This window comes from Bacillus sp. CH_70, assembly GCF_038007045.1.
GTDB classification, from domain to species: domain Bacteria; phylum Bacillota; class Bacilli; order Bacillales; family Bacillaceae_G; genus Bacillus_A; species Bacillus_A cereus.
In genome coordinates this window covers 4,557,429-4,580,356 of sequence record NZ_JBBOWL010000001.1, presented here as the reverse complement: position 1 = coordinate 4,580,356, position 22,928 = coordinate 4,557,429, and the positions used below count along the sequence as shown (strand labels likewise).

The following is a 22,928-nucleotide window of genomic DNA, read 5'->3' as shown; positions in this document are numbered from 1 at the left end:
CTAAGATCAAAATGTTTTTTTTAGTTTTTATTATGGATTTTCCAGTAAAAAATTTAGACTATAAAAATTAATTGTTTTTTTCTAAAAAAACTATTTTCTTTTTTGGGTTTTAATGGTATATTCAAAACACGATAAATAAATACCTATTTTTGGCACACTATTCGAAAGGATAGGTCGCAAAGCTAAGAGTCTAAAGTAATGAAAATTACTATGATAGTCTGGTTGCAGTTTGGATTTTCACACATAGTTGTATGTATGAAAATCGAAGAGGCAACCGGATTTTTTATTGTCTTAAAAAGAAAAAATAAATGGGCACACTATTCGAAAGGATAGGTCGCAAAGCTAAGAGTCTAAGGTAATGAAAATTACTATGATAGTCTGGTTGCAGTTTGGATTTTTACACATAGTTGTATGTATGAAAATCGAAGAGGCAACCAGATTTTTTATTGTCTCAAAAAGAAAAAATAAATGGGCACACTGTTCGAAAGGATAGGTCGCAAAGCTAAGAGTCTAAGGTAATGAAAATTACTATGATAGTCTGGTTGCAGTTTGGATTTTCACACATGTTGTGATGTATGAAAATCGAAAAGGCAACCAGGCTTTTTATTTTCTAGGAATACACATTATGATTGTAAATTTAGCTGAATAATAAATTTAATGTTCGAAATATTCGGTTCATAAGAAGTGAGGGAGGGAAGTACATTGCAAAATCAAATAGGTAAATTTGGGCGTATACTTCTCGCTGGAGGAATATTATTTACGCAAGTTGGTGTGCTAGATTACTCTGCAACGAAAGTTTATGCGGTTACAAACGACGAGCAAGGACGTTTTATCGTTCATATGGATAAACAAGAAATAAAAGTTGATGAAAATGTAGTATTAAAGATTACAAATACAAATAAACAAGATGCTAATATCGAGCTGAAATTATCTAATGAACAGCTGTTCAATGAAGCAGAAACGAAAAAAATGAACGAAAACAATAAAGCGATTCAAAACATTTCAGTAACAGAAGATCACATTGTAAAAATTGAAAAGAATGAACAAAGTAATTTTATCGGTGACGTATATGTAGTCATTCAAATGAAAAAAGCTGGAGAGTACAAATTTGAACCGATAGTGAAGTTTGAAGGGAATGAAAAGAAAATTGAATCTCCTTCTCTACATGTTGTAGAGAAAAAAGAGGCTTTAAATGTAGCCATTTCTGATGAAAATCCAAAGGCTTCAGAGGAAGTTATGAAAAAAGAAATAAGTGAAAAAGTGAAAGTATCGGAAGAAAATAAAAAACAAGAAATAAATTCTACTAATGCTGAAGTTCCAAAAGAAACGAAGACTTTAGCGAAAGAAAAGGTTAATGAAGAACTCGTACCAAAGGAAAATGAATTAAAAGAGAGCAATAGGATAAACGAAAATAATCAGGAATTACCTGCTATTCAAGCTGAGAAGGTATTAAAGAGCCAATCTCTACTAGCTGCTAGTCCTGTTACAAGTATTCTTAAATATCCAAATGTAAAGGTAATAAATAATAGAACAGGTGAAGGGCCTTCTATCTCGGGTAAATATGCTTTTAGATTTGTTTGGAGCCCACAAGTAACATATGAGGTAAAGGGTAGTAGCAATGACAGAACTGGTCAAAGTCAATATACATTTAGAAATTCAAATAGAGAACAGTACGTATTAGTAAAAAAAGCTGGTGAATATCAAGGGAAATGGATTGATGTCCGTATTAATATTCACTCTATGACAGCTTCATCTGTAGATGTTAAAACACCAATAACTAAAGGTGATGCAAAAAACTTTTTACAATTATATGGGAACGGAAGGTCAGGACAAACTTATAATGCTTCCTTTGAATTTTATGAACACGGAACAAGTAAAAAAGTACCATTAACGGCAATGTGGAATTTCAAAAGGATAAATAGTTATAAAAATGTAACGTTACGTAATGATGGTAGTCATTTAACGAATTTATACGTGTATGATACGAGTTCAATTAGGTATCAAGACAAAGGGAATAATAAAATCGAGTTTTCTGGCACAGCAGGTCCAGTAGCTACTCCAGAAGCAGATATGACAATTACATTTGATAATTTAACAGAATTACCGCTAGAAGTTAGATTAAATGCTTCAGGTGTTAATGTATCATACGACCAATTAGCGATTGCACAAATTGAAATTCCAGCTCCAAGTGTAATAGGAGATATTGTGGAAGATAATTCCCGTCAACTTTCTTATAAGGTATATCAAAATATGCCTGCTCAATCGAAAGAGATTCACTATGCGAAATCTTTTGTATTAGAAAGTGAAGTGAATAAGGATTTTACTGTGAATGATGTTTCCATTCAAGATGTGGAGAGTGGAGATGATGTAAGTAGTTTCTTTGATATTAGCAGGACAAACAATAAAGTCACTGCGGTTGCGAAAGTAAATGCGCTAAAAACAGAAGAATTCAACGGGAAAATTTATGAAATGACAATTACAGGTTCTCCTGTAAAAGGTGCTGATGTAATGAAATATTACAAAGGTGGTTATCTTGAAATACCGGTGTCAGCTAAAAATTATTTAGATGGCGATAAGAATGGACAAGATAGTAATCGAGATGGAATCGCAAAAATAAGGTATAAAGGTATTCCAACTGGGAAACCAGTCCTACAAAAAGTAGTGCAAGGAACAGATTTAACAAAAATGGATATTTCTAAATTTGTGACAGATTTATCTGTAGATACGAATTTGGATGTAGATAAACCAATATCAGTAGTGAAGTTAATCAATATTCCAGATACCAAAACAATAGGGAATCATACTGTAACGGTTGTAATTGAAACGAAGCAAGGTGTACAAGCGGAGATTCAAGTGCCGGTTACTGTCGTTGATGGGACTTTAAAGTTAGTAGACGTACCAAAAGAAATTACATTTGGAGATTTAACAATTCCATCGAAAACAACGACATACGCACCGAAGGCGATTTCAAATCCTTTAAAGGTAACCGATGATCGTGTTAAAAAGCAAAAATGGAGTGTATATGTAAAGGAAATTACACCATTAACTTCAGCGCAAAATGACACATTGACAGGAGCATTGATTTACAAACGAAATGGAAAGGATACACCTTTAAGTACTTCTAGTATAGAAGCATTCTCGTATACTTCTAAAAACGACGAGGAGGTTTCACTAAATTGGAAGGAAAACGAAGGAATTCATTTACAAGTAAAACCAGGGCCGAATGTCAAAGCAAATACTAAATATGCTGGACAGCTAGAATGGACATTAACCGATGCTCCTCTCTAAAAATATATGAAATATATAAATTTTAGAAAGGAGAGAGTAATGAAAAAAATAGTTGGTATTATCGTTTCCACAGTTATATGTGTGCCGTTTCTTATGGCAAATGTAGTAACGGCTACAAGTACGAATTCAAAAGCGGGTATTACATTTTCGAATAGCTATACACCAAATACATCAACTGATCCGACAAAGATAAATACAAAAAAAGAGACAGTTGATAAAAATAAAAATGGAGATAAATATTTACCGAAAACAGGAGGCCAGACACGGGACTTCAAACAATATATAGGATTGTTTTCAATTGTTTTATCTCTATATGTATTCAAAAGAATTAAGGGAAAGCAAGTGTATTCAAAATAAAAAATAGATGAAAACAGAGAAAAGGGGAAGGTACATATGAAACTAGCAAAATTAGCATTAATCGGTGCAGTATCATTAACATCAGTTGCAGCAGTAGGAACTTCAGCATTTGCGGAAGAGAAAGCAAATATGAAATCAAAAACAGATGTAACGTTTATTGAAGATACAAGCACAACAGATCCAAACAATCCAGAAAATCCAAATGAAAAAGTTACACCAGAGAACCCTGGTGACCATGAAATAGGAACAAAAGGTCCATTAAGTATTAACTACGTTTCTAACTTACACTTCGGCGAGCAAGTTATCTCTGGTAATGATCAAACGTACTTTGCAAAATTGGATAAAGTGAAACAAGGGAGCAAAACAGTTGAAGTACCTAACTTCGTATCTGTAACAGATAACCGTGGTACAAATGCAGGATGGAAATTGAAAGTAAAGCAAAATGCACAATTTAAAAGTGGTAATAGTGAGTTAACAAATGCAGCTTTAAGCTTAAGTAACCCAGCTGTAAATTCTGTAACTGATGCACAATATGCACCTACAACATTTAAAAATAAAGTAACGCTAGCTCCAGGTGGAGATGCGGTGGAAATTACTACTGCCGCAAAGAATAAAGGTATGGGTGATTGGACGACTGCATTCGGTAAAGGAACAGAACAAGGTAAAAAGAGTGTGAGCTTATTCGTACCAGGTACGACAGCGAAAGAAAAAGGTGCGAAATATTCAGCTGAGTTAACTTGGACTTTAGAAGATACACCAAACTAAGCTTATACAAGATTTAAAATTAAGAATGACTGAATTTTAAAAATGATCATAAAGGGGTATAAAACTATGAAACTAGCAAAAATAGCATTAATTGGAGCGGTAACATTATCATCAGTATCAGTAGGGACGTCTGCATTTGCAGCTGAGAAAGATGGCGGGAAATTAGACTCAAAAGCATTCATTAAATTCGAGAAAAATACAGATAAAATTGATGTTGTTAATCCAGAGAATCCAGATGAAACTGTAGATCCAGTTGATCCAGATAAAAAAGGTACAGATGGTCCACTAAGTATTGATTATGTATCTAACTTCAACTTTAAAACACAAAAAGCATCAGGGAATAACGAAATCTACTTTGCAGAATTAGATAAAGTAAAGAAAAAAGTAGACGGTTCTGTAATTGACGTGCCGAACTACGTTCAAGTAACAGATAATCGTGGTACAAATGCTGGATGGCATTTAACAGTAAAACAAAATGGTCAATTCAAAACTGCAGATGATAAAGCGTTGGATGGCGCGGCATTAACATTAAAAAATTCAGCTTTGAAATCAAATGCAGGTAGCGACGCACCAACAGCAGAACAATCTATCACATTAAATCCAAGTGGTGCAGCATCTGATTTAATCGATGCAAAAGAAAACCAAGGTATGGGTACATGGGTAAATACGTTTGGTAAAGATGCAACAGAAGCGAAACAAAGCGTAGAGTTATCTGTACCAGGTAAAACGAAAAAAGAACAAACACAATACACAACTTCACTAACTTGGGAACTAACAGACGCTCCTATGTAAGTAAGAGGAATTTTAAGATAAAAGAGGAAAATGAGAAGAGATAAGGGAATGGCTTTAACCTTGTCTCTTTCTTGTCTATAAAATGGATATGAAGGGGATTACATAAGAGATGGTAAAAAAACTATTTACTAGCTTACTATTAATTACATTCTTCATGGTAAACGCTTTTTCAGTATATGCAGCTGAAATGAAATTCGCTGTGACAGCAGTTATACCAGAAAATCAAATTGATAAAAATCAAACGTATTTTGATTTGAAAATGCAACCTGGACAAAAGCAAACAATTCAAGTCCAAATGAAAAATGATACGAATAAAGAAGTTGTGGTAGAATCGTTTGCTAATACAGCAATTACGAATAGCAATGGTATTACAGATTATAGTACAGTAGAACCAAAAACGGATTCTACTTTGAAATATCCGTTTTCTAAAATTGCTAAAATGCCAAAAGAAACGAAAGTCCCAGCTAACAGCATAGTGACAGTTGATATAAACCTAGAAATGCCAAATGAGTCGTTTGATGGTGTTATTTTAGGTGGTTTATACTTTAAAGAAAAAGAAGATGAGAATGCAAAGAAAAAAGATGAAGGTGTGCAAATTGAAAATAAATATGCATACGCAATTGGTGTTGTTTTAAAAGAAACAGATGCTGAAGTAAAACCAGACATGAAATTAAACGAAGTAAAGCCAACACAAATTAACGGGCGTAACGTTGTTACTGCAAATTTACAAAACGTAAAGCCAGCAATGTTAAAAAATTTAAGTGTTGATGCAAAGGTATATAAAGAAAAAGGTACAGACATTTTATTTGAAGCGAAAAAAGAAAATTTAAGAATGGCGCCAAACTCAAACTTTGATTACGCTATTAGCTGGGAAAACAAAGCATTTGATCCAGGAACGTACCGAGTAGAAGTGAAAGCCACTGATGGCGATCAAAAATGGGAATGGACGAAGAAATTTACAATTGAAGGAAAGACAGCTGATAAGTTAAATGATACAGCGGTAGAAGCGAAAAAAGACTACACACTATATTACATTATCGGCGGAGTACTACTGTTAATTATATTATTAGTTCTTGTATTCTTCTTAGGTAGACGTTCTAAAAAAGAGGACGATAACGAAAAATAATATATTGATAGTGTAAAAAGAAATTAATGGATGTTTTACTACGAAAAATATATAATGGCTTTGTCTGTTATTTGTTGTAGTTCATTTATATTTCTATTTGTTGACCCGAATCTCGGGTCTTTTTTTATGAAATGAATTGCTATATGTTAGTAATTAGAAAACCAGAATATACAGCACTTGCAGTATGAATATAAAGAGCGGTTGTATCCTCTCACAAAAATAGGTTTCCAGCTGTAATACTGGTAGCACCAGTAAAGTCGGTGCTACCAGTAGGTTCATTTTTCGGCACAATAAAAGCGTTTACGTAGGTACATGTGCTTTCTCATTTATCTATTTTTCTGTGGTCGGTTGTATTGTGTATATAAATTTAAAAAATGATAGTGTTAGAGCCACCATTTCTCCTGCGGAAGCAAAATAACATCCACATCAAAATTCTCTTTAAACCAATCATACATCAATGTCTCTTTTACTAAATATTCAGAGGCAGAGTGTGACACACCAATTAGAGACATATTCGTTTCTTTTACATAATCCATAATGAGCGAGTATTTATGTCGGCCGTAATCATTGTCGATATGGCAATGGATTTCTCCTGTAATATATGCTTCAGCACCTTTTTCTTCTGCTTCCTTCATTAAAGATACAACATCGCCACATCCAGCGATAATTGCGATTTTTTTGATGGAATCATGTCGTTTACCTTCGAAGTCTGTGTAAGGAATGTGGAAGAGTTGTTTTAGATGTTTTTGGAGTGCTTCTGTTGATGTTTCATCTATTTCACAAATAAGGCCAATTGGTTCTTGTTCTGGACCTCCATATGCAAAGTCGTCCACTACAGTAGCGTTTAATGCTTTTGCAATTGAAATACTCGTTCCATGTGTTTGATGAAAATCCATTGGTACGTGACATGTATATATAGAAAGTTGTTTTTCTTTTATTCCTTGCAAATATTTTTCAGGAATTGGTATGAAACCGCGGCCTGATCTTCCAATTGGATCACCGCACTCCATTACAAGGGGATGGTGCATAAAGAGTAAATCACCGGGTGTGGATTGTGAAATGAATGTTTCAAGAACGTCATCTGTAGGGAATACAGCTAAAAATACTTTGTTTACATTTTCAGATCCGTGCATCATAAGGCCGTTAAATAAATCTACAAAATTTGCTTCGAAAAATTGTTGCCAAGGAAATTTGATAGGATCATATACGGCTGGGATAAATCGACTAAAGGCGCTATCTTTTCCGTATTTTTCAATTTGAAATAAGTGATCGAGTGATTGCTCTATTTTTTTTAAGGCTGGCATGTTTGATAATCCTCCTTAAGATGATTCTTGCTTTATGAGTTGTTTGTATTCTTCGTAGCAAAATAAGAAGCGGATAGGAAACAAATAAAACCTAGAATCCAGTCAATAGAAGGAGAATAGGGAAGTACATGCTGTAATAGCATTCCGCTAGAAATGAAGAAACTACTAAATAGACCTAATAACATAGGATATCGTTGTAGTTTGAACACGGATAGTAAACATCCTTTCTCCTGCATGAACTACTCATAAAAGCTCGATTGCTGAAACTTTATCACATACATTGTATATTAGTCTTAATTTTCTGTATATAATTTTTGAGAAAAATGGTGATACAATATATGAATGATAAGAGAAGAGAGGATGAAGATTAACATATGTACGTTACTGTAACAGAAGCAGCATATAAAAAGATTATGGATACGATTCCGAGTGAAGCGAAATATATAAAGTTATTTTACGATAATGAGGGTTGCGGTTGTGTTATGAGCGGAATCATCGATTTAGTAGCTGTAGCAGAAAAAGATGAGCGCGATGTGGATATTGAATCAAGCACAATGAATTTTATCGCTGATCGTACAAAGCTTGTATTTATGGATGATAAGTTAACGGTTGATTGGCATGAAGGTGGAGGAACTTTTCAGTTGAAGAGCCCAAGCCAGTTTTATAATCCAAATATGAAGTTACACGTTCGAGTATAGTAAAGGAAATGTGAGTCCAAAATGTATTTTGGACTCACATTTTTTTATTTTATAAGTCGCTATTATTGTCGATATATTGAAAAAATCGCTGATATAAATGGAGTTGCGCCGATATATTCAGAAAATCGCCGATATAATTTCATTTACCAAAACGTCCCAATAGTAAAAAGGTTTTTTCACATAATGAAATGTACATGTGATTGAATTTTCTGTATAATTTTATTTGCGGAGGGGATACGCATGAGAAGATGGGGAATTGAGTTATTAATTTTAAGTGTTGTTATTATTTGGGGGATTAACTATACGATTGCAAAGTATGGATTTTTAGAATTTACAGCAATTGAATTTACTGCACTTCGTATGATGGCGGCGGCACCGCTTCTGTTACTCCTTACCTTTTGTATTGAAAAGTCGGTTTATATGGAGCGAACGGATATACCTAGATTAATTATCGTTAGCGTTGTAGGTATTGTACTGTATCAAACGTTATTTATGGAAACTGTCAAATATACATCCGCTACAAATGCCTCTTTACTCATTTCTATTTCACCTATTTTTACAACTGCATTTGCGATTTTCTTGAAACAAGAAAAGTTTTCTTCTCGAAAGTTAATCGGTTCTATGACTGCCTTTGTTGGTGCAGCCTTAGTTTTAGTAGCAGGACATTCACTTACTAGTTCTTTTTATGGCAATGGAATTGGACTTATTACATCAATATGCTGGGGGCTTTATCCTGTTTTAGCAGGACCATTAATTAAAAAATATTCAGCATTACGTGTTACTGCATGGTCTGCATTAGTGGGTGCGATTCCGCTATTATTGTTAAGTGGTCCACATGTGTTTGTCATGCCATTTCACATTACTCACGGAATGACACTATTTGCTTTACTATATTCTATTTTCTTTGTAACAGTATTTGGTCTAGTAATGTGGTATGTTGGTGTTCAAAAAATTGGGGCGTCACATACGATGGTATATATGTATATAACGCCGCTTGTAGCGGTTCTATTTGCAGCTGTCTGGGCAAATGAATATGTATCGTTTCAACAAATCATCGGTGGAATTATCATTTTTGTCGGTCTATGGTTTGTGAAATCGGAGAAAGTAAAAGTTCATTCTATTGCAGGGGAACCTATATCAAAATAGGAAAACAGATCACCTATGATCTGCTTTCCTATTTTTTTATTTTTGGTAAGAAGATGAGAAACAAGATAGCAGTAATAAGTGGAATTAAGTTTAAAAATGGAATACGGAAGAGTGTAATAAGAATAATACCTGGAAGAAGAACACCGAGGACAGCGTAAAAAATGCTATGATTTTTCGTGTACCAATACAATGAAAGTCCAATAAGTGCAGGGATAATGAGGTGAATGAGAGCCATTAAAAAATAAATCATTAGACGCCCCCTTTATTTGTGTGCTTATTACATCATATCCGTATGTTCATAGATTGATATCATTTTTTTCATAAATGGACGAAAAAAGTTTGAAAAACCGTCACAAAATATGAGAATATAATGTTTGAAATCTTGTATAATATTATTTTCTAAAAACATTTAAACAACATAAACATACTGTTTATGTTGTTTTTAATTTGAGTGAAATGGATGTAAAGAATATGAATTTGAAAGAAATTTTTTGTCGGATAGATAAGAACGAATGAAGAGAGGTACAGCATGATTAGTATGTCACTAAGATCATTTAAAATCCAATCGTATTATATACTAGGTATTTTGTTACTAGGTTGGATGTTAACACCGTTTTCAGCACACTTTTTAGGCGCTGGAATTGGGCTTATTGTAAGTATGTATTGCGTTTGGCTTTTAGGGAGAAGAATTGAGAAGCTTGGAGATAGTATTGTAAAGAAGACGAAAGCACCGACACTCGGTATGTTTAACCGTTTTGCAGCTGCCATTTTGGGTGCTATTATTATGTACGAAATTGAGCACCACATGGTAATGTGGGCATTTGCAGTAGGGATTATGGGTGGTTATTTCTTAATCGTTGTGAATTTAGGATACTATAGCATGAAAGATGAGAAAGAACTAACAAAGAGCTAAAAGAGATAAAAAGATAAAAGACTTCTTTTTAGATGGAATAGATGATCCAGCCACGAATAGAAGCGGTCAGGGCCTTTTTTAACCCCATACGATGTGAAACCCGAGAGATGTAGCGAGTAGGGATATAATGTATATATTCGAAGCTGTAATTTTATAATCTAGATCACAGATGAAGAGATTAGCATTTCACCTTATATAAGATATAGAAAGAAGCTTACGTTTTCACGTAAGCTTCTTTTTTATGTAAGTGTGTGTAACCGTTAAGCCGCATTGGGTTTTGTCGGTGAGTACGCGAAACTTTACGGTTACACGACACTTATTCATATGAGTAAAGGGTTATTCCAACAGAAAGTTTTAATTTAAGCGATTGGACCGCCTAAGTTAATAATATCTTCAGAAACGCTTTCGAACTTTTTGAAGTTCTCTTTGAATTCATTTGCAAGCTCGATTGCTTTTGCTTTGTAAGCAGCTTTATCAGCCCAAGTTTGTTCAGGCATTAACACTTCGTCAGGTACACCTGGTACGTGAAGTGGAACTTCAAGACCGAAGATGTCATGTTTAGCTGTTTCAGTTTTTGCAAGTTCGCCGCTTAATGCTGCTTGAATCATTGCACGAGTATAACCTAAGTTCATACGTTTACCAACTCCGTACTCGCCGCCAGTCCAGCCAGTGTTTACTAGGAATACTTTCGCATCGTGTTTCTCGATTTTTTCACCAAGCATTTCAGCGTAGCGAGATGCATCAAGTGGTAAGAATGGTGAACCGAAGCAAGTTGAGAATGTAGCTTGCGGAGATGTAACGCCGCGCTCTGTTCCTGCTAGTTTACTAGTGTAACCACTTAAGAAATGATACATAGCTTGCTCTTTTGATAACTTACTGATTGGAGGCAATACGCCAGATGCATCAGCAGTTAAGAAAATAATTGTATTTGGGTGTCCAGCAACACTTGGTAGTACGATATTGTCGATCGCATGCATAGGGTATGCAGCACGAGTATTTTCTGTTAAAGTAGTATCGTTGTAGTCGGCGATACGCGTTTGGTCATTAATGATAACGTTTTCTAAAACAGATCCAAATTTGATTGCATCGAAAATTTGTGGTTCTTTCTCGTGAGAAAGGTTTACACATTTTGCATAGCAACCGCCTTCAATATTGAATACACCGTTATCAGACCAACCGTGCTCATCATCACCGATTAATTTACGGTTTGGATCAGCAGATAATGTTGTTTTACCTGTTCCAGATAAACCGAAGAATAGTGCTACGTCGCCTTCTTCACCTACGTTTGCAGAGCAATGCATAGAAAGGATATCTTGTTCAGGTAATAAGAAGTTCATAATAGAGAAGATTGATTTTTTCATTTCTCCAGCGTATTCTGTACCACCAATTAGTACGATACGTTTTTCGAATGAAACCATAATGAATGCCTCAGAGTTTGTACCGTCAACAGCTGGATCAGCTTTGAAATTCGGTGCAGAAACAATTGTGAACTCTGATTCATGAGTTGTTAATTCTTCTTCAGTTGGACGAATGAATAATTGATGTACAAATAAATTGTGCCATGCATATTCGTTAATAACTTGAATTGGTAGGCGGTAATTGCGGTCAGCGCCTGCAAATCCTTTGAAGACGAATAACTCTTCTTTTTCTTTTAAGTATTCTAAAACTTTAGTATATAATTTATTAAAATGTTCTTCAGAAATCGGTTGATTCACAGCTCCCCAAGCAATTTTGTCAGCAACCGATGCTTCTTTCACAATAAATTTATCTTTAGGAGAACGTCCTGTATATTTTCCAGTTGAAGCAGAAACGGCACCAGTCGAAGTTAATTTCCCTTCATTTCGCATTAATACTTTTTCCACTAATTGCGGAACACTTAGTTGAATCTGTGCATTGCTTCCGTTCAATAATTCGTGTAAACCAATTTGGACATTCACAGTACTCATATTTATATACCATCCTTTTCATTTAATGAAATATTTCTCGTAATCCCCAACAAGAGTATAACACAATTATATAAATAATGTATACTATTTATTTCTTTTTGTTTGTGTGAATGCATTATTTCCCTATTAATATTTCATTTCAGGCGTATTGAGAAAAACTTTCAGGAAAATGTGAATATTAATTGACAAATGAATATCATTTCTTTAGTATAGGTTGGGACGGATACTCTCTTATCCCGAGCTGGCGGAGGGACAGGCCCGATGAAGCCCAGCAACCTCACTTGTATTGATAAATGCAGGTGAATAGGTGCTAAAACCTGTGCGAGGCTACAGGTCTCGAACGATAAGAGCGAAGGGCAAAAAGCAGTATGCAAGTAGCAAATTAAACCTTTCCTCTATGTAAAGTAGGAAAGGTTTTTCTGTATGCTTGTGTGGGAGAATAAATGTATGTCGCAGTTTGTGGCAAATTAAGGATGAGTTCCGTACAATATATACAATTACTGTAGGGAGGTTTACCACATGACAAAAAAACGTCATCTGTTCACATCTGAGTCTGTAACTGAAGGACATCCAGATAAAATTTGTGACCAAATTTCTGATTCAATTTTAGATGCGATCTTATCAAAAGACGCAAATGCACGTGTAGCTTGTGAAACAACTGTAACAACTGGTTTAGTATTGGTAGCGGGGGAAATTACGACTTCTACTTACGTAGATATTCCAAAAATCGTTCGTGAAACAATTCAAGGCATTGGTTACACACGCGCAAAATACGGATTCGATGCAGAAACTTGTGCTGTTTTAACATCTATCGATGAGCAGTCTGCTGACATCGCTATGGGTGTTGACCAAGCGCTAGAAGCACGCGAAGGTCAAATGACTGACGCTGAGATTGAGGCAATTGGTGCAGGAGACCAAGGTTTAATGTTTGGTTTCGCATGTAATGAAACACAAGAGTTAATGCCACTTCCAATCTCGCTTGCTCACAAATTAGCTCGCCGTTTAACTGAAGTACGTAAAGATGATACATTATCATACTTACGTCCAGATGGAAAAACGCAAGTTACAGTTGAGTATGATGAAAATGGTAAACCAGTACGTGTTGATACTATCGTAATTTCTACACAACATCACCCAGATGTTACATGGGAAGAAATCGATCGCGACTTAAAAGAGCACGTAATTAAAGCTGTAGTACCAGCAGAATTAATGGATGGAGAAACGAAATTCTTCATTAATCCAACTGGCCGCTTCGTAATTGGTGGACCACAAGGTGATGCTGGTTTAACAGGACGTAAAATCATCGTTGATACTTACGGTGGATACGCTCGCCACGGTGGCGGTGCATTCTCTGGTAAAGATGCAACAAAAGTTGACCGTTCTGCAGCGTATGCAGCTCGTTATGTTGCGAAAAACATCGTAGCAGCTGGTCTTGCTGACAAAGCAGAAGTACAACTTGCATACGCAATCGGTGTAGCACAACCAGTATCAATTTCAGTTGATACATTCGGCACAGGTAAAGTATCTGAAGACGTACTAGTAGAACTAGTTCGTAACAACTTCGATCTTCGCCCAGCTGGTATTATTAAAATGCTAGACTTACGTCGCCCAATTTACAAACAAACAGCAGCTTACGGCCACTTCGGACGTACTGATGTAGATCTTTCATGGGAACGTACAGACAAAGCTGCAGCTTTAAAAGAGCAAGCTGGTCTATAATATATGAAAAAAAGCTTTGCGCGGTGAGCGCAAAGCTTTTTTTATTTCGTTTTACTTACAATTTGAATGCATGATTTGCAATATACTTCGCCTTCTAGCTCAATATACTTTTTCGTATTAGTCATGCCTTTTCATACGTTTGTATTTCCTTTTTACATGATTTACAAAGGGTGGGTTTCTTCTGGAAGATATGCAATCAACCTTTCATTTGACGTGCTTTACCTGCGCAAAAGGCACTGCTTAGTAAAAATAGTGTCGCGAATATAATGCTTACTAATGTAGCGTATGGAATTGCACCTTTTAAGGAAAAGCCGACAGTGATTGAAGCGATGAATAAGAGGATGAATGTTGTTGTTAATTTTTTATAAAGTTCCATACTATGTAGACCTCCAATTTATTTTTTAGTACAAGTTTTAAAATTGAATTCTATTATGTAGAAAATATAAAGAGTAGCTAAAGATGTGTAGTCTAGGATTATAAGAAAGTGCACTTTCCTTTTTGTGGGTTAGTATACTTATATTGTATCATGGCGCATGATTGGCTTCATACATAATTGTGTAAAGATATGTATGATAAAATGAAGAAAAGTTTTTAAGAAAGGAAAGATAAAAAATGAGTGTAACTGAACATAAAAAACAAGCTCCAAAAGAAGTGCGTTGCAAGATTGTTACGATTTCCGATACACGTACGGAAGAAACGGATAAGAGCGGACAACTATTACATGAATTGTTAAAAGAAGCGGGCCATATAGTAACCTCTTATGAAATTGTAAAAGATGATAAAGAAAGTATTCAGCAAGCAGTGTTAGCTGGTTATCATAGGGAAGATGTAGATGTTGTATTAACAAATGGCGGTACTGGTATTACGAAGCGTGATGTAACAATCGAAGCAGTGTCAGCTCTATTAGATAAAGAGATTGTCGGGTTTGGTGAGCTGTTCCGCATGATTAGTTATTTAGAAGATATCGGAAGCAGCGCAATGTTAAGTAGAGCAATTGGCGGTACAATTGGACGCAAAGTAGTTTTCTCGATGCCAGGGTCGAGCGGAGCGGTTCGTCTTGCGATGAATAAATTAATTTTACCGGAATTAGGCCATATTACATTTGAGCTGCATCGCCAATGAGTAAGTGGGCTGGAATTGTATTAGCGGGCGGTATGTCGAGTAGATTTGGTGAGCCAAAAGCGTTAGCGAGCTGGCAAGATAGTACTTTTATTGAGCATATTTTGAAAGAGATGACGAGTGTGCTCCAAGAAGTTGTAGTCATCAGTCATTCTGATATAAAAGAGCGAGTAGAGCAATTCGTACAAGTTCCTGTTATAGAAGATATTCCGCACTATAAGGGAAATGGGCCGCTTGCCGGCATTGTATCAGGAATGGAATACATAGAAGCAGATTGGTATGCTATTATGCCTTGCGATGCGCCAAATGTTTCGCATGAATGGTTTACCATTTTACTGGAGCAAACGAACAATGAATATGATGCGGTTGTACCTATTATTAATGGAAGAAAACAACCGCTACTTGCGGCGTATCATAACCGCGTGAAAGAAAAGATTTATGCTTTACTTCAGGAAGAAAAAAGAAGTATGGGGCAGCTTTTATCACAATGTAATGTGAAGTATGTTTCTGGAGAAGATGTACAAGTGAATGCGGGTTGGTTTATAAATGTAAATACGAAAGAAGAATATGGGCAGGCTCAAAAAGACCTTTCAAATGAATGAAAGGTTTTTTTGATATACAGAATTGGGGAACAATTGCTGTATAAAGGTATGTGAGTAAGTTGATTTTAAGGGGAATTCTTAAAATCATTATACAGTTAAAATACTGTATAACCATATATTAATTTTTATGGGTTTTTATTACAAGTCTGTTTAGTTATGTTTATTTTTGCTATAATGAATATGGAAATAAATGATATTTCACCTTATGTATCATTCATTCAACTAAAATTTACAAGTGTGTAATAAACTCCCTTCGTTTTTTGAAGGGAGTTTTTCTGTTCAAGCAAGTAACTCTGATGCGGTATGCTGAATGACTTCTTCATACTGGTTAAGTAAGCCGCGAAAGATCTCATCCCAGCTTTTTGATTTCGCAAAAGATGAAGCTGCTATTCCCATTTGCTCAAGTTTTTCTTCATTTTGCAATAAAGAATAAATGGATGATAGAAATGCATCCACATTTTTAGGGGGACAAAGAATTCCCGTTTTTCCATCTGTAATAATATTTTTAACCCCGCCACTATTTGCACCAATAACAGGTGTACCACATGCGAGTGATTCAAGTACGACATTTCCGAATGTTTCAGTAGCTGATGGAAATACCATTATGTTAGAACAAGCATATGCTTCAGCTAAATCTGCACTTTGTAAATAGCCAGTAAAAGTGACATTTGTTTGCGGAACAGCTTCACGCAAATTTGTTGCTAGAGGGCCGTCTCCTGCGATGAGCCAATGAATGTCGTTTCGAGTATGCGATGTTTTAACGATAAGGTTTTGCAACGTATCAATATCTTTTTCAGGAGCAATTCGTCCTACATAGGAAAGAACATACTTCGCTGTAATATTATATTTTTTTCGGAATAGGTCTGTATTGTAAGCTGGATGAAAGAGTGTGCAATCTACACCACGTCCCCAAATGGAGAGGGCCTGAAAGCCTTTATTTTTTAATTGATGTAATGTTTCAGGGGAGGGAACGAAATTTTTTTGCATATGACTATGAAACCATTTTAAATAGTTCCAAAGCATATTGGAGAGAAATTCAATTTTGTAATAGCGTAAATACGCATCGAAATCAGTATGATAAGAACCGACAACTGGGATGTTTAATTTTTTGGCGTAATACAGTCCACAAAGTCCCATGTTGAAAGGTGTGGCAATGTGAATAATGTCAGGTTTAAAGGAATGAAGTTCCCGTTTAATACGCGGAGTAGGAAAAGAAAAGCGACATTCTGGATATAATATTGTTAACGGGATACTTCTCATCTTGTTCACATTAGCCACGAAATTATCTTCAGCTGTATGTTGAGGGGCGAAAACAGAATAGGCGATCTGTTCTTTCTGAAAGTAACTTGTTAATCGTTCTAACGTTTTCGTAACCCCGTTAACTTGTGGCGTAAAAGTATCGGTAAAAATGGCGACTCTCATCATATCACTCCTTTATGTGAAAAGTGGGATGAATTGATAAAAAGAGATGATACCAGAGCAAGTGCCAAGGCACATGCCGACGAATACATCTGACGGATAGTGAAGCCCTAAATAAATACGAGAAATACCGACGCATAATGCTAACGGTAATAGGAAAGCAAGTAAGCTTGGATTATAGCAAATAAATGGAATGAAGACAGAGAAAACGGCTGTTGTATGACCAGACGGGAAAGAGTGGTCTTTTAATGGATGGACTGGATATTTCGCATCCTGAATTGTTAAATACGGACGTTTTCGTGGATACCACCTTTTTAATATTTGTACAGGAATATGGCTAATTGCTAAAGAAATAGCAGCAGCGATTGCCGCTTGGTGTAAAGTCCCTTTTGCAAAAATTAAAAAGAAAAGTGTAAGTGCAATGGAGAAAGTAGCACCACCGATATGGGTAATATTGCTGAAAAAGATATTTAATGTTTTTTGATCAAAGTAGCGATTAATTCCTTTAAAAATGTAACATTCTATTTTATATAATCCACTGACCTTCATGAAAATTCTCCTCCCTCGTTTACATATATATGGAGATATTAGCTTTTATTTTAATAAGATTTTGTTGAGGGAGTAATAATGTTTTGTAAAGAAAAAGTTAGTTTTTATATAAAAAAAGCTGCCAGTATTATGGCAGCAGTAAAATCATTTTTGTAGTGATTTATAATATTGACCTTTTTCAACATACTGCGTACGAATACGCTCCATATCTTTACGGTCTTCTTCTGTTAATTCACGAATGACTTTTGCGGGGCGACCGAAAGCTAACGTGTTTGGTGGAATTTTCTTTCCTTGTGAAACGAGGCTTCCAGCGCCGATAAAAGCTCCTTCGCCAATTTCAGCACCATCTAATATAATGGATCCCATTCCAATTAAAGCATCTTTTTTAATATGACAGCTATGTAAAATAACTTGATGTCCAACTGTAACATCATCTTCTAAAATAAGAGGATACTGAGGGCTTTGGTGGAGGGTACATTGGTCTTGTACATTTACTCGGTCTCCAATGATTGTTGGTGACACATCACCACGGATTACCGTATTAAACCAAATACTTGATTCCTCTCCAACGGAAACATCGCCTGTAATCGTAACATAGTCAGCGATAAAAGCACTACTCGCAATTTTCGGATTTTTTTCTTTGTAAGGATATATCATGTAAAGTCTTCCTTTCCTAGAGACTAGTTTTAGTGTATCAAATTATGAGAAAGAGTGAAATGGAGGAGGTCCGTATGTGGAATTATGAAGCAGAGGAAGCGAAAGCTGTCATTGTTATTGTGCACGGCGCAATGGAATATCACGGACGTTACGAAGCCGTTGCGGAAATGTGGAATCATATCGGCTACCACGTCGTGATGGGGGACCTTCCGTCACATGGAACGACTTCAAGAAATAGAGGACATATTGATTCATTTGATGAATACATAGAGGAAGTTAAATTATGGGTGAAAGAAGCAAGAAAGTATAGATTACCTATTTTTCTATTCGGTCATAGTATGGGTGGTCTTATTGTCATTCGTATGATGCAAGAAACGAAGAGAGAAGATGTAGAGGGTATTATTTTGAGTTCGCCTTGTTTAGGGGTAGTGACTGGACCCTCTGCTCCGCTTCAATTTGCTTCAAAAATATTAAATGTTGTGGCTCCAAAATTGCAATTTGCAACGAATCTTACGGTGGAAATGTCAACACGTAACCATGAAGTGAGAGATGCAATGGAGAATGATTCTTTGTTCTTGCGCAAAGTATCAGTACGTTGGTATAGTGAATTGATTAAGTCTATCGAAATTGCTCATAAAAAAATAGATGATTTTCCAGATGTTCCGCTCTTGCTAATGCAAGCTTGTGAGGATAAACTTGTAGATAAAACACGTGTCCGCACTTGGTTTGATAATGTTAAAATAAGTGATAAGGCTTTTAAAGAATGGCCGAATTGTTATCACGAGTTATTAAATGAGTATGAGCGTGATGAAATTTTGAGTTATATTCAGTCATTTACTGAAATGCATGTCAATAATATAGTAAAAACAAACAAATAAATCATTATTTGTACATTTAATAGAGGAGATGAAGGAAGAAGTGAACGTACCGAGTAATCCCATAACGCTCATGGCGAAAGTATACCGTGATGTGTTTCCGGTTGTACACCATGAGCTAGCGATGTGGAAAGAGCGTGCCTACCATATTCCGAATGATGAGCTTCATAGTCAGGCAATCGCAAGTATTGAGCATAAAACGTTTCATTGTGAGGGTGGTGGCATTTTATCGCTGCTAGCAAATGAACACCGAGAGGAATGTATTCGTTTTATCGTAGCGTATCAAACAATCAGTGACTATTTAGATAATTTATGTGATCGCAGTACATCACTTGATCCGAATGATTTTGCCGCGCTACATGAATCAATGTTAATGGCACTATCACCTGAAGTGGAAGGTGGCGGTAATTATTATCGTTACCGTGATGATCAAGATGATGGTGGTTATTTAGATGAACTTGTTGAAACGTGCCAAGATGTTTTAAAGAAAACGAAGCACTATGACAAAATTGCTCCTGTTCTTCATGAACTTGCTTGTTATTATTGTGATTTACAAATTCATAAACACGTGAAGTTAGAAGAAAGAGAACCGCGCCTGAAAAATTGGTTTGAAGCACATAAAGAAAACTTACCTGAGATGAGCTGGTTTGAATTTTCAGCATGTGCCGGTTCTACACTTGGAATCTTCTGCCTTGTAGCATATGCATTTCATGATGAGTTACATGATGAAGATATTGCGAAAATTAGACAAGGATACTTTCCTTACGTACAAGGACTTCATATCTTACTTGATTATTTCATTGATCAAGAAGAAGACCGTATAGGCGGGGATTTGAATTTCTGTAGTTATTATGAAAACGAGCAAGCTATATTAGATCGTATGAAACACTTTGTAGAAGAAGCAGAGAAGAGCATTGGTGATTTGCCTCATGCGAAGTTTCATCGCCTTATAAGCCGAGGGTTACTTGGTATTTATTTATCAGATCAAAAAGTATCAGCACAAAAGAATATGCACAAAATGGCACGGCGCATTGTAAAGTACGGAGGCCTCACTTCACGATTCTTCTATTGGAACGGGAAGATGTACCGAAAGAAAATGGCGCAGTGATGAAGAAAACCACTCATGTAGAGTGGTTTTCTTTGTTATAATATGGTAAAGGTGGTGGAAATGAAGCCATTGTTTCAAAAGCTATATGACAATATTGAAGTAACATTACTTGTGCTACTTTCCATTTCATTTGTAACTGGAATGTATATGATGATGAATAAAACCGGCGGTCCTACAACGATGGATTATGTAGCTCAAATTATCATTGCATTGATTATTATAGTAGATATTGTTTTTTTAATAAGTGGTAGAAAAAAAGAGAACAGTAAATAAAAAGCATTTGTACACGAGAGTACAAATGCTTTTTATTATGATCGTATTTTTGAAAATACATATATAAGAAGTTCAATTGCAAAAATAACTAAAACAGATAGTCCGAATAAAGGCATGACAGCGCCTAATATAACCATCATGATAAAGAAAACGAATATACTTTTCTTATCTCTTTGCTTTGGAGGTGCTGCTAATTTTCCTTTTGGCTTTCTTGCTAACCACATTTTTACTCCGTAATAAATAAGAAGTAATAGAGATAATGTCGTTAGTAAGCATAATATTTTATTTGGCCATCCGAATAAATGTCCTTCATGAAGCGGGATACCGTAAGTGAACCATTGTGCAAGTAATCCATAATCACGGTAGTCCGTTTTTGAAATGAGTTCCCCGCTATATTGATCAAAGTAAGCTGTTATCTCTTCACTTGGTGCAACATGCATCCCTGTAATACCAGAACCGCTCGATTTTGAAACAGTGAATACACCTTTCGGATCAGCTGGTAGTGAAATAACATATGGCTTCTTTATTTCAATTCCTTTTTGTAATTCATCGACAGAAATTGCTTTCGGTTCATTTGAATTCGATTCAGGAGGAGCTTCTTTTCTTGTTGCCCACGGCAATTCTTTTACCTTTGATTCAGGCGGTGCCATGTACAATTTTGGATATCCGAGTGATTCATTAGAAGATGCAATTTTATAAATTTGGTTCCCCATAAATCCTGACCATGGCAATCCAGATGCGATTAGCAGAAAGAGAGGAATTGTAAATATAATACCGATAATAGAATGACGTCTTTTTGCTTTTTCTCGCTTATTGGATGAGGGTGTGTTTTTGAATTGGCGTATACTCATGTACAATCCGGTTACGATTAAAAAGATTGTCCAGCATGCTGCAAGTTCTACAGTATAGTTGACGACAGTGCCACCAACTAAAAGAGAACTATGTAATTCCCTCATTATATTGGCAAATGTTTCACTTGCGTTTTGATCCCCAACAATTTGATTATTACTATCTAAATACACATATTTTTGTTGCCCAGTATACTCATTTGCAATTGTAAGTCTTGTATTATAATCCCCATTAAACTCACTAATTTTCGCCACGCTATAATGTGGATATTTTTTCTCTGTTAAGGAAATAGAATCAGACATCGAAATAGATTCTGTTTGAGCACTCTTCCCAAAATATAAATCTTTATAGATGAAATCTTCAACTTCCTCCCGAAATAAATACCCAATTCCGCTCAGTGACAACGTAATAAGAAGCGGCGTAATAAAAAGTCCAGCATAAAAATGCCAACGCCAAAAAATGTAATGAAGCGAACGATTTTGTTTCATACTTTCAGTTCCCCTAACCTTCCCTATATGAATAACTACTTATTTAATATAGCGAGATTAAGTGTGATTACTTTGAAAGAATTGTGAAGAAAGTTAAAAGTTTTTAGGGTTTTCAACGTTTATAAATGTTTCTACTTATTTGATAAATACATTTCAACAACCGCTTCAGCAAGACATTGAGAGGAATCAACAAAATCCTCATTTGCCACTACATTCAAATCGGTACATGCGATAATTGCAGTATCTACTTCATCTTCCAACTGTAAAACGAGCGCATTCCACAATTCGCGAGCTTCTTCACTCTCTCCAGATTTAATCCAAGTAATAATTTGATTAATCATTTCCTGCCATTTTTCATGATGAATGAACTCTATATTACGTTTTGCAATCCCATCTTGGTAAATCCCAGCTTGAACAGTTGCTTCTGTTGCGAGAAGAGCAACTCTTTTTGTATTTTCAGGAATTGTTTTTAACGTCTCATCGACTATATTTAAAATCGGGATAGAAAGCGAACGCTGTAATTCTTCAAAATAAAGATGCGCCGTATTGCACGGCATAGCGATAAAGCTTACGCCAGTACTTTCAAGTTTTTGTGCTCCTTCAATAATCGCTTTTTTCATCGCTTCGTGATTAATAGGGCGATCCATGTAAAAAGGTGTTGGGCACGAGTAAATCATCATATGAGGAAAGTCCATATCATGCTTTGCTCCGTATATTGTTTGGCACTTTGCTACAACTGTATCGACGAATGGCCCAGTTGATTTTGGTCCCATTCCTGCTAGTATTCCGATCATTGTTTCGTCTCCTTTAAGAATGTTTATATCCATTATATAGGAGAATAAAAAAAGACGTGCAATGAGTGCACGTCTTTTTTTGTTATGTTTTGTCGAACAATCGATATATCCGAGAAATCGTTGATATATTGTAAGTTATGA

Annotated in this window: 23 protein-coding genes and 4 riboswitches; of the genes, 14 read left to right on the top strand and 9 right to left on the bottom strand. The window is 35.7% G+C overall.

The annotated features are described in order from the left end of the window. Positions 1-141 precede the first annotated feature (141 nt). Positions 142-230, top strand: a riboswitch (cyclic di-GMP riboswitch). 71 nt (positions 231-301) lie between these two features. Then, positions 302-390: riboswitch (cyclic di-GMP riboswitch) on the top strand. Positions 391-461: 71 nt separating this feature from the next. Then, positions 462-550, top strand: a riboswitch (cyclic di-GMP riboswitch). A 152-nt stretch (positions 551-702) separates the two neighbouring features. The 5 genes from N2V79_RS23430 to N2V79_RS23410 all read left to right on the top strand — a co-directional run bounded on the left by N2V79_RS23430 (position 703) and on the right by N2V79_RS23410 (position 6,328). Continuing rightward, complete coding sequence (locus N2V79_RS23430; RefSeq protein ID WP_340720252.1) at positions 703-3,288, top strand: WxL domain-containing protein; 2,586 nt, start codon at positions 703-705, stop codon at positions 3,286-3,288. A gap of 39 nt (positions 3,289-3,327) precedes the next feature. After that, positions 3,328-3,645: a cell wall anchor protein gene (locus N2V79_RS23425; protein ID WP_340720251.1), complete on the top strand. Its 318-nt coding sequence runs from the start codon at positions 3,328-3,330 to the stop codon at positions 3,643-3,645. 36 nt (positions 3,646-3,681) lie between these two features. Next, positions 3,682-4,410: a WxL domain-containing protein gene (locus tag N2V79_RS23420; RefSeq protein ID WP_000761531.1), complete on the top strand. Its 729-nt coding sequence runs from the start codon at positions 3,682-3,684 to the stop codon at positions 4,408-4,410. Positions 4,411-4,476: 66 nt separating this feature from the next. After that, positions 4,477-5,202 (top strand): WxL domain-containing protein, encoded by a 726-nt coding sequence (locus N2V79_RS23415; protein WP_000761506.1) that lies wholly within the window; start codon positions 4,477-4,479, stop codon positions 5,200-5,202. 109 nt (positions 5,203-5,311) lie between these two features. Beyond that, positions 5,312-6,328, top strand: a complete 1,017-nt coding sequence (locus N2V79_RS23410) for a DUF916 and DUF3324 domain-containing protein (RefSeq protein WP_095690109.1) — start codon at positions 5,312-5,314, stop codon at positions 6,326-6,328. 383 nt (positions 6,329-6,711) lie between these two features. Here N2V79_RS23410 and N2V79_RS23405 read toward each other — a convergent pair whose 3' ends face one another. Further along, positions 6,712-7,632 carry a Nif3-like dinuclear metal center hexameric protein gene (locus tag N2V79_RS23405; protein WP_254489370.1) on the bottom strand — a complete coding sequence of 307 codons (921 nt, stop codon included), beginning with the start codon at positions 7,630-7,632 and terminating at the stop codon, positions 6,712-6,714. A gap of 374 nt (positions 7,633-8,006) precedes the next feature. On the opposite strand from N2V79_RS23405, the gene N2V79_RS23400 reads away from it, so the two are divergent. After that, entirely contained in the window at positions 8,007-8,330 is a 324-nt protein-coding gene (locus N2V79_RS23400) for an iron-sulfur cluster biosynthesis family protein (RefSeq protein ID WP_000289570.1), read from the top strand. 240 nt (positions 8,331-8,570) lie between these two features. Beyond that, complete coding sequence (locus N2V79_RS23395) at positions 8,571-9,476, top strand: DMT family transporter (RefSeq protein ID WP_088024859.1); 906 nt, start codon at positions 8,571-8,573, stop codon at positions 9,474-9,476. 28 nt (positions 9,477-9,504) lie between these two features. On the opposite strand, the gene N2V79_RS23390 is transcribed toward N2V79_RS23395, so the two are convergent. Continuing rightward, complete coding sequence (locus N2V79_RS23390; RefSeq protein ID WP_000639042.1) at positions 9,505-9,726, bottom strand: hypothetical protein; 222 nt, start codon at positions 9,724-9,726, stop codon at positions 9,505-9,507. Between the two features lie 279 nt (positions 9,727-10,005). On the opposite strand from N2V79_RS23390, the gene N2V79_RS23385 reads away from it, so the two are divergent. Next, a complete protein-coding gene (locus tag N2V79_RS23385; RefSeq protein ID WP_000624926.1) occupies positions 10,006-10,389 on the top strand; it encodes an ATP synthase subunit I in 384 nt (127 codons plus the stop codon). A gap of 359 nt (positions 10,390-10,748) precedes the next feature. On the opposite strand, the gene pckA is transcribed toward N2V79_RS23385, so the two are convergent. After that, the gene (gene pckA / locus N2V79_RS23380; RefSeq protein ID WP_053563510.1) at positions 10,749-12,335 is read right to left on the bottom strand and encodes a phosphoenolpyruvate carboxykinase (ATP); all 1,587 of its coding nucleotides are present in this window, start codon (positions 12,333-12,335) and stop codon (positions 10,749-10,751) included. 228 nt (positions 12,336-12,563) lie between these two features. Continuing rightward, positions 12,564-12,685, top strand: a riboswitch (SAM riboswitch). A 169-nt stretch (positions 12,686-12,854) separates the two neighbouring features. On the opposite strand from pckA, the gene metK reads away from it, so the two are divergent. Further along, positions 12,855-14,054, top strand: coding sequence for a methionine adenosyltransferase (metK, locus tag N2V79_RS23375; RefSeq protein ID WP_000163117.1), 1,200 nt, complete (start codon positions 12,855-12,857; stop codon positions 14,052-14,054). A gap of 196 nt (positions 14,055-14,250) precedes the next feature. On the opposite strand, the gene N2V79_RS23370 is transcribed toward metK, so the two are convergent. Continuing rightward, on the bottom strand, positions 14,251-14,430 hold the full coding sequence (locus N2V79_RS23370) for a hypothetical protein (RefSeq protein WP_000424797.1): 180 nt from the start codon (positions 14,428-14,430) through the stop codon (positions 14,251-14,253). A 236-nt stretch (positions 14,431-14,666) separates the two neighbouring features. On the opposite strand from N2V79_RS23370, the gene N2V79_RS23365 reads away from it, so the two are divergent. Further along, complete coding sequence (locus tag N2V79_RS23365) at positions 14,667-15,176, top strand: MogA/MoaB family molybdenum cofactor biosynthesis protein (protein ID WP_078400712.1); 510 nt, start codon at positions 14,667-14,669, stop codon at positions 15,174-15,176. Further along, entirely contained in the window at positions 15,173-15,775 is a 603-nt protein-coding gene (locus N2V79_RS23360) for a molybdenum cofactor guanylyltransferase (protein WP_078400711.1), read from the top strand. Before N2V79_RS23365 ends, N2V79_RS23360 begins: the two co-directional genes overlap by 4 nt. A gap of 279 nt (positions 15,776-16,054) precedes the next feature. On the opposite strand, the gene N2V79_RS23355 is transcribed toward N2V79_RS23360, so the two are convergent. The 3 genes from N2V79_RS23355 to N2V79_RS23345 form a co-directional block, all read right to left on the bottom strand. Continuing rightward, on the bottom strand, positions 16,055-17,197 hold the full coding sequence (locus N2V79_RS23355; RefSeq protein WP_053563512.1) for a glycosyltransferase family 4 protein: 1,143 nt from the start codon (positions 17,195-17,197) through the stop codon (positions 16,055-16,057). 12 nt (positions 17,198-17,209) lie between these two features. Then, positions 17,210-17,743, bottom strand: a complete 534-nt coding sequence (locus N2V79_RS23350) for a phosphatase PAP2 family protein (RefSeq protein ID WP_000868578.1) — start codon at positions 17,741-17,743, stop codon at positions 17,210-17,212. 144 nt (positions 17,744-17,887) lie between these two features. Further along, entirely contained in the window at positions 17,888-18,400 is a 513-nt protein-coding gene (locus N2V79_RS23345; RefSeq protein WP_000640208.1) for a gamma carbonic anhydrase, read from the bottom strand. 74 nt (positions 18,401-18,474) lie between these two features. Here N2V79_RS23345 and N2V79_RS23340 point away from each other — a divergent pair, with 74 nt between their 5' ends. The 3 genes from N2V79_RS23340 to N2V79_RS23330 are packed head-to-tail and all read left to right on the top strand — an operon-like array spanning position 18,475 to position 20,656. Further along, positions 18,475-19,278: an alpha/beta hydrolase gene (locus N2V79_RS23340; protein ID WP_000267421.1), complete on the top strand. Its 804-nt coding sequence runs from the start codon at positions 18,475-18,477 to the stop codon at positions 19,276-19,278. Between the two features lie 40 nt (positions 19,279-19,318). Then, entirely contained in the window at positions 19,319-20,383 is a 1,065-nt protein-coding gene (locus tag N2V79_RS23335; protein ID WP_053563513.1) for a tetraprenyl-beta-curcumene synthase family protein, read from the top strand. A gap of 42 nt (positions 20,384-20,425) precedes the next feature. After that, entirely contained in the window at positions 20,426-20,656 is a 231-nt protein-coding gene (locus N2V79_RS23330) for a hypothetical protein (protein ID WP_140155680.1), read from the top strand. A gap of 35 nt (positions 20,657-20,691) precedes the next feature. Here N2V79_RS23330 and N2V79_RS23325 read toward each other — a convergent pair whose 3' ends face one another. Both N2V79_RS23325 and N2V79_RS23320 read right to left on the bottom strand, forming a co-directional pair. After that, positions 20,692-21,993, bottom strand: a complete 1,302-nt coding sequence (locus N2V79_RS23325) for a PepSY-associated TM helix domain-containing protein (protein WP_098236127.1) — start codon at positions 21,991-21,993, stop codon at positions 20,692-20,694. A gap of 131 nt (positions 21,994-22,124) precedes the next feature. Next, positions 22,125-22,787, bottom strand: a complete 663-nt coding sequence (locus N2V79_RS23320) for an aspartate/glutamate racemase family protein (protein ID WP_340720250.1) — start codon at positions 22,785-22,787, stop codon at positions 22,125-22,127. Positions 22,788-22,928: the final 141 nt, after the last annotated feature.